Below are 7,049 nucleotides of genomic sequence, written 5' to 3'. Positions count from 1 at the left end.
TTGTCTATGAAAAGCATTCTATCGGCAGATATTCCAATACCGAAGTCGCGCTTTGTTACATAAAAGGCATCGCCGATGAATATATCGTGCAAAAAGTAAGCCACAGGCTCAAGCTTATAGACATTGACGGAATAATAGACTCAAATTACATAGCGCAGTTTATCAGCGAAAAGCCCAATTCAATGTTTGGAACGGTAGGCGTCGCCGAAAAGCCCGATATAATCGTATCCAAGATTTTGGAAGGCAGGGTGGCAATAATCGTCAACGGCTCGCCTATGGTGTTGACTGTTCCTTTTATCTTTTTTGAGGAAATACAGGAAAGCGGCGACTATTACACAAAAAGCACGCGTTCTACTTTTTTGAGATTTATGAGGCTTTTGGGAATTTTGCTGGGAACGCAGCTGCCAGCGATTTATGTGGCGCTTAGAATGTTTCATTATATGGCGATGCCCATAGACTATTTGGTAACAACCCTCAATTCCAGCCAAGGCGTGCCTTTTTCGCCGATGTATGAAATGCTGTTTGTCATACTCTTGTTTGAGATAATCCACGAAGCGAGTTTAAGAACGCCGCGGTATGTGGGCATGGCGATGAGCATTGTGGGCGCGCTTGTATTAGGCGATACCGCCGTCAAAGCCGGACTTTTAAGTTCGCCCACCGTAATGTTTGTCTCAATAAGCGCGATATCTTTGTATATGATTCCCAATCAAGTGGGTATTTTTAAGATATTAAGACTTTTATTTACACTAGCCGGCGGAATGGGCGGCCTTTTGGGAATTGTTTTGCTTGAGTTCGTCATATTGGCTTATATGGCGTCTTTGGACAGTTATGGCGCGCCTTATTTGGCGCCATACGCCCCCAAAGTCTACCAAGACTTGGGCGACGCGCTTATAAAAACAGACATTAAGTATGACACATTGCGCCCGTTTTCTTTCCCCAATATAAACAAAAGGAGAATAAAACTTAATGAGGAAGATAACTAAAGATGTGACTATGCATCAATTAGTATATATATTATTTTTCGCATCCTTGGTTTATAAAGTTGTCTTTATACCCAGCCGCATTGTAAGGATTACTTGCAGAGACCTTTGGGTTGCCATAGCGTTATTTGTCGCCTTGGACATTTTTCATCTAATAATGTATTACATAGTGATAAAAATCAATCCCGAGCTTACCCTGTATCAAATCATAGAAAAATCTTTGGGCAAAGTCGCCGCCAAGATAATCTTAGGGTTTTTGACGCTATATTTGCTGATTAGGGTTTCGGTAATGTTGATAGATTATAATCTATACTCGACCGACGTTTTGTATCCATCTTCTTGGAAACCTTTGGCGTTGCCTATTATAATCGTTTCAGTGTTTTGCGCATATAGGGGGTTAAGAAGCATAGCCCGAATTTTTGAATTGATAGGCACGGGCGTAGCTTTTGCGATTATAGGAACTATGGTGGTAGTGGCTATTTCTTCTGATTTTAGCAATATCTTGCCAATATTGGAATCGGGCATGAAAATACCTTTAAACGGTTTTAAAGAATATATGTTCTTTGCGGGCGATTATTTTTGTATTTTATGCATACTTGGCCAAGTGAAAGTGGAAAAAGGTATTGGCCTAGTCTTGACTATACCTACCGTTGTAGCATCAGTATTTTCTATCATGTTTGCGATGGCTTATTACGGCTTTTACGAAGACGTTGCCGTATTCCAAAAAGAAGGCCACGCATTAAGGGATATCGCCTTATTTTTATTGGGCTCCCAAAGCTTAGCTAGATTTGATCTTATCTTCTCGGTTATGTGGATGATAGCGATTCTTATGCGAATAATTATCAACACTTGGGCATTATATTATTTTCTTAAGCAAACTTTGGGCCTAAAAGACACTGTCGTCCAAAAATATATTTTATCTATTATAGTGATTATTGCAATATGGGCAATATATAGTTTTATTGATAAAAATACCTTGCTTTTCCAAAGAATGATTACGAGCGAATATAAATATTTTGTGATCATTCCTTTGCTTTTTGTTCTGCCTGTTTCGGCGCCTATTATGGCTTATATAGCCACCAAAAAAGAAAAAAAGCGGCAGATAAACAACCAATTATACACAAAACCCGCTAAGGAATAAAAAAAATGAAAAATATCAAATTATCATTTAAGATCCTTAAACAACGAATGGTAATTTTTGGGCTAATTTTGGCGGCTTTATTTGTGCAAGAACAAATCAGCGCCGAAAGCACGATTGGTTTGCGCATCTTAATTACCGCCATAGGCGTGGATAAAGCAGAAGAAGGGTATGAGGTAAGCGCCCAAATTTACACGCCGTCAAAAGATAAACCGGCGCCCAAAGAAATAATATCCGAAAAAGGCCCGACAATCGGCGCCATAATGGATGCTTTGGTTACAAAAACGGGACGATTGGCAACAGAAGAAACCTGTTCGTTATTGGTTTTTGGCGAGGATTTGGCAAAAGACAACATTATGGAAACTCTTGATTATTTTTTGCGGAAAAATGTTATGAGCTGGAATACGATAGTCGCGGTCGGCGAAAAAAGCGCTCTAGAAACCTTAAAAGGCCTTAACGAAATGGAGAAAATTTCCAAAATTGATTGGGCGGATTTTTCAAACATAAGCGAAAGAGAATTTGACAGAGCCGCCATACAGCTTCGCAGTTTCGCAAAAGGCGTGTATGGGCTTACAAACACCGCCCATTGCATTCTCATCGGCATTGAGGAAACCAAACAAGAACAATCCAGTCAAGGCGGCGGAAGCGGCGGAGAAGGGAGCGGCGGCGGTCAAGAAGAAAGCAACCAAAGCTTTGGCGCAGATAAGCAAAACAGTATTTATACCCAAGCGAATGGCTCCCAAAGTTCCGGGCAAGGCGCAAAACAAGGTCAAGCGCCGCAACTAAAAACGGACGCAAAAACCGCGGTATTTGTCAAAGGAAAGCTAGTTTTAGAACTTAACAAAGAGCAAACGGAGGGCACCAACTGGATTAATCCTAAAGCTCAGTCTTATCATTTTATGCTTGAGGGCTTGGGTGGATATTATTTTGGGGATAGCAAGGTAACTGTGCATGTTTTTAGCAAAAGCAATAAAATCAAAAGCCGCTTTGACGACAAACCCCAAATAAATTTTAACATAAGCGCTAGAATGGAATTGGTGGAAGTGATGAGAGACCAAATTCCATTAATAGTCGGCAAAAACGATACAATTAAGCTGTCCCAAATGTTAATTGACAAGACCAAGGAACATATACAAAAGCGGGTAAAGGACGCATACTATGCTGCCGCCGAAAAAGAAGCCGATGTTTTTAATATAGTCCCGTATTTTTATAAGTTTCACACCAAAAAATATAACAAATATATGTCAAGCGGCAGAACGATAAAAGATTTTTTATACGATATTGAGTTAAAGTTTAACTTAAAGCTTGAAATTAAGGTTTAATTTGATATTAAAAAAAACCGACAAGTTTTTTAAAGCTTGTCGGTTTTTTTTAACTTGTTCGGTTTTTACTTTAACTCGGCAATCGCGCCCGCTTCTTTAAACTTCTTAACTATTTCTTCGGCCGCGTCTTTGGCGACATCTTCTTTGATTATGCTGGGCGCTTTGTCAACCAAACCTTTGGCTTCTGCAAGGCCCAAGCCTGTGACTTCGCGCACAACCTTGATAACAGCGATCTTATTAGGTCCGACCTCTTTCAATTCCACATTAAATTCGGTCTTTTCTTCTTCAGCGGGAGCCGCTGCGGCCGCGCCCGCTGCGGGAGCGGCGGCAAAAGCCGCGGCCGATACGCCAAATTCTTCTTCCAACATCTTTACAAGCTCGTTTAATTCAACAACAGTCAATTCTTTAACCAAATCTACAATTTTATTCAAATCTGCCATAATTTTTTCTCCTTAAAATATTTTTTTATTTTTTTATGCTCTTTGCTTTGCAGCCTGGTCAAGCACAATAGCCAGTTTTCTCATGGGCGCTGTCAAAATGCCCAGCAAGTTTGCAATAAGCTGTTCTCTTGAAGGGATATGGGACAACGCCTTAACTTCTTCTACCGTCAAAATCCTGCCGTCCATATATCCGCCTTTGATTTCCATCTTCTTGAACTTTTCTATGTTTTGGCGAACAATTCTGGCGGCTGACACCTCGTCGGTTTCAGAGAACGCCACCGCGGTAGGCCCTTCAAACACATTCTCAAGACCTTTGATGCCCAGTTCTTCAAACGCGCGCAATGTAAGGCTGTTTTTAAGAACCTTATAGGTAATGCCGGCATCCCTGAACTCTTTGCGCATTTCAGTGTCTTGGGCGACGGTAAGACCTTTGTAATCCACAAGCACAATTGATTTGGCTTTGGTTATCAGTTCTTTTATCTTGGCAACCTTGGTCTTTTTTGTCTCTAAAGCCTTTGACACTTGGTACCTCCTTTTTTATCAATTAAAAACAGCTCTTTTGCCAATAGCGAAAGAGCTGTTAATTGAGGTCTAATTACTCAAAAAACTAAAAGCTAAATCGCCCTCGGCAAGCTCCTAAACAGATTTAAGAATAGCCAAAAAAGCTATTCGCTTGCTGTCTTAAGACATTGTAGCTGTTTATTATTTTATTTTTAAGGTCTATAATTTAGCTTTACAGCGGGTCCCATAGTGGGCGCTATATAGACGCTTTTGATATATGTTCCTTTGGCCGCAGCGGGTTTTGCCCTAATAATAGCGTCCATAACCGTGTTAAAGTTTTCTATAAGCTTTTGCGTGCCAAAAGATTTCTTGCCTATTATGCAATGTATAATAGCCGTTTTGTCTATGCGATATTCAACTACGCGTCCAAGCTTGGTGTCTTTTACCACCCTTTCAATATCTTGGGTTACCGTTCCTGACTTGGGGTTTGGCATCAAACCCTTAGGTCCCAAAATCTTGGCAACGCGACCCATTTGTCCCATCATATCGGGCGTGGCTATGCACACATCAAAATCAAGCCAACCGCCTTGGATTTTTGCGATCATTTCTTCGGCGCCTACATAATCGGCGCCCGCCTTTTCGGCTTCCGTGGCTTTGTCGCCCTTGGCGATGACCAATACTTTGACCTTTCGGCCCGTGCCGTTAGGAAGCGTTGTTATTCCGCGAACTTGTTGGTCGGCATGCTTGGGGTCAACTCCCAACTTCACATGCAATTCTATGGACTCGTCAAACTTGGCGCTAGCGCTTTGGATTGCGGTCTCAAAGCCTTCTTGGATGTCATAAGCTTTGGTTTTGTCTATGAGCTTAGCGGTTTCTAGATATCTTCTGCTTCTTTTCATCTGCCTGCCCTCCTTAATCTTCCACCGTAACGCCCATGCTTCGCGCGGTGCCTTTGACCATATTTATAGCCGCTTCTAGCGAGCCGGCGTTAAGGTCGGGCATCTTTTGCTTGGCGATTTCGGTAACTTGTTCTTTGGTGAGTTTAGCGACTTTATCGCGATTGGGGACGGCAGAACCGCTTTCAATTTTTGCGTATTTTTTTATCAAAACTGCGACCGGCGGCGTTTTGATAATATAGCTAAATGAGCGGTCGGCATAAATGCTCAAGACAACAGGTATAATCATTCCCGCTTGGGAAGCCGTTTTTTCGTTAAAGTCTTTGACAAACGCGGGTATATTAATGCCGTGCGGGCCGAGCGAAGAACCTACCGGGGGCCCCGGAGTCGCCTTTCCCGCGGGCAATTGTAGTTTTACCACAGCTATAACTTTCTTTGCCATAATTTCTCCTTAAAAAATATATTTATATTTTTTAATCGTGGTGCTAACGGCTAATTTGCATTAGCCTCCCAAATTAAAAAAATATATGCTAATCTAGTTTGGCAATTTGGCTTATATCCAATTCTACCGGCGTGATGCGCTCAAACATATTGACATTGACCCTGCATTTTGAGTTATTAAGATCAATTTCAATTATATCGCCGATAAAATCCGCCAAAGGCCCTTCCACTATCTTAATCTTGTCGCCTACTTTAAAGTCAATATTGATAGTGACTTTTTCCAAACGCATACGGCGAATTTCCTCGTCCGTCAGGGGCATGGGTCTGCCTTGAGGCCCGACAAAACTGATGACGCCGCGCGTGCCGGTTATAAGATGCCACATGTCGTTGGTATATCGCATCTTAAGCATGACATAGCAGGGGAATTTTTTGCGGGACACGATTTTGCGCTTGCCGTTTTTCTCCTCTATGACATCTTCCATTGGGATTTGGATATCTAAAATACGGTCTTGGAGGTTGTTTTTTTCAATTAACTTTTCCAAGCTGTCCTTGACTATATTTTCATAGCCCGTATAGGTATAGACGATATACCATTTGGGCTCCATTTGCTTGATGTCTTCCTTCATCGCCTTATACCAAGTTTCTTATCAACAAATTATAAACTTGCGACAAACCAAGGTCAATAAGCCAGACGGCAAGAATAAAAAAACCGACAACGGCAAAAACAACGCCCGTTTGTTTTAAAACGGCCGCGGGCTTTGCCCAAATAACTTTTTTGAGCTCACTGCCCATTTCCTTAAACCATCTGCCTATTCTGCCCTTTTTCTTTTCAGCCATAATTATCCCCTTAATTTATTTTGTTTCTTTATGCAGGGTATGCTTGCGGCAAAATCTGCAATATTTGTTTAATTCAATGCGTTGAGGGTCGTTCTTTTTGTTTTTGAAAGTGTCGTAGTTTCTTTGCTTGCATACCGTGCAAGCCAATGTGATTTTGTCCTGCATTGTTTTCCTTCTTTATATATTTGATTTATTATTTTGTCGCAATGTTAAAAATAACACCCCGAGGGTGCTCTATATAATCTAGCACATACCAAAAACTATGTCAAGGATTTTTATTTGGCGTTATAATTTTGTATTTATATTTTTTACTTAAATTGCAACTACAAGTGCAACGGTTTGTATAATAAATTTGTTTTACAGTTCTCTTTACCCCGAGGGGTAAAGAGAAAATTTTTCTAATTCTTGAGCGAACACTTGTTCTGCTGATTTGTAGCCAAGCCGCTTTCGAGGGTAGGTGTCAATCCAATTGTTTATACGGTTTAGTGTTTCTT

Annotated in this window: 10 protein-coding genes and 1 other annotated feature; of the genes, 3 read left to right on the top strand and 7 right to left on the bottom strand. The window is 41.1% G+C overall.

What is annotated here, in order from left to right; translation table 11 throughout:
- The 3 genes from GX756_00400 to GX756_00390 all read left to right on the top strand — a co-directional run.
- Positions 1–983: spore germination protein (locus GX756_00400; GenBank protein ID NLC16331.1), on the top strand; the 983-nt coding region annotated here is incomplete at its 5' end.
- The gene (locus GX756_00395) at positions 967–2,121 is read left to right on the top strand and encodes a GerAB/ArcD/ProY family transporter (GenBank protein NLC16330.1); all 1,155 of its coding nucleotides are present in this window, start codon (positions 967–969) and stop codon (positions 2,119–2,121) included. The genes GX756_00400 and GX756_00395, both read left to right, overlap by 17 nt.
- 83 nt (positions 2,122–2,204) lie before the next feature.
- A complete protein-coding gene (locus tag GX756_00390; GenBank protein NLC16329.1) occupies positions 2,205–3,440 on the top strand; it encodes a hypothetical protein in 1,236 nt (411 codons plus the stop codon).
- A 65-nt stretch (positions 3,441–3,505) separates the two neighbouring features.
- Here the strand turns inward: GX756_00390 and rplL are convergent, their stop codons facing one another.
- The 7 genes from rplL to rpmG form a co-directional block, all read right to left on the bottom strand.
- Entirely contained in the window at positions 3,506–3,880 is a 375-nt protein-coding gene (gene rplL, locus GX756_00385; protein ID NLC16328.1) for a 50S ribosomal protein L7/L12, read from the bottom strand.
- 33 nt (positions 3,881–3,913) lie between these two features.
- On the bottom strand, positions 3,914–4,402 hold the full coding sequence (locus tag GX756_00380; GenBank protein NLC16327.1) for a 50S ribosomal protein L10: 489 nt from the start codon (positions 4,400–4,402) through the stop codon (positions 3,914–3,916).
- A gap of 16 nt (positions 4,403–4,418) precedes the next feature.
- Positions 4,419–4,584, bottom strand: a sequence feature (ribosomal protein L10 leader region).
- 9 nt (positions 4,585–4,593) lie between these two features.
- On the bottom strand, positions 4,594–5,280 hold the full coding sequence (rplA, locus tag GX756_00375; protein NLC16326.1) for a 50S ribosomal protein L1: 687 nt from the start codon (positions 5,278–5,280) through the stop codon (positions 4,594–4,596).
- A 13-nt stretch (positions 5,281–5,293) separates the two neighbouring features.
- Entirely contained in the window at positions 5,294–5,719 is a 426-nt protein-coding gene (gene rplK, locus GX756_00370; GenBank protein NLC16325.1) for a 50S ribosomal protein L11, read from the bottom strand.
- Between the two features lie 88 nt (positions 5,720–5,807).
- Positions 5,808–6,344: a transcription termination/antitermination factor NusG gene (gene nusG, locus GX756_00365; protein ID NLC16324.1), complete on the bottom strand. Its 537-nt coding sequence runs from the start codon at positions 6,342–6,344 to the stop codon at positions 5,808–5,810.
- Positions 6,345–6,348: 4 nt separating this feature from the next.
- Positions 6,349–6,555 carry a preprotein translocase subunit SecE gene (gene secE / locus GX756_00360; protein ID NLC16323.1) on the bottom strand — a complete coding sequence of 69 codons (207 nt, stop codon included), beginning with the start codon at positions 6,553–6,555 and terminating at the stop codon, positions 6,349–6,351.
- Between the two features lie 15 nt (positions 6,556–6,570).
- Positions 6,571–6,720 carry a 50S ribosomal protein L33 gene (rpmG, locus tag GX756_00355; GenBank protein ID NLC16322.1) on the bottom strand — a complete coding sequence of 50 codons (150 nt, stop codon included), beginning with the start codon at positions 6,718–6,720 and terminating at the stop codon, positions 6,571–6,573.
- Between the last annotated feature and the right edge of the window lie 329 nt (positions 6,721–7,049).

It is taken from the genome of Clostridiales bacterium (genome assembly GCA_012512255.1).
GTDB lineage: Bacteria > Bacillota > Clostridia > Christensenellales > DUVY01 > DUVY01.
This window is presented reverse-complemented; position numbering and strand designations above follow the sequence as displayed.

Excerpts from the sequence above, each read along its gene's own strand:
- GX756_00395 (NLC16330.1), top strand. The coding sequence starts at position 967 with ATGAGGAAGATAACTAAAGATGTGACTATGCATCAATTAGTATATATA.
- nusG (NLC16324.1), bottom strand. The coding sequence starts at position 6,344 with ATGAAGGAAGACATCAAGCAAATGGAGCCCAAATGGTATATCGTCTAT.
- secE (NLC16323.1), bottom strand. The coding sequence starts at position 6,555 with ATGGCTGAAAAGAAAAAGGGCAGAATAGGCAGATGGTTTAAGGAAATG.
- rplA (NLC16326.1), bottom strand. The coding sequence starts at position 5,280 with ATGAAAAGAAGCAGAAGATATCTAGAAACCGCTAAGCTCATAGACAAA.
- rplK (NLC16325.1), bottom strand. The coding sequence starts at position 5,719 with ATGGCAAAGAAAGTTATAGCTGTGGTAAAACTACAATTGCCCGCGGGA.
- rpmG (NLC16322.1), bottom strand. The coding sequence starts at position 6,720 with ATGCAGGACAAAATCACATTGGCTTGCACGGTATGCAAGCAAAGAAAC.
- rplL (NLC16328.1), bottom strand. The coding sequence starts at position 3,880 with ATGGCAGATTTGAATAAAATTGTAGATTTGGTTAAAGAATTGACTGTT.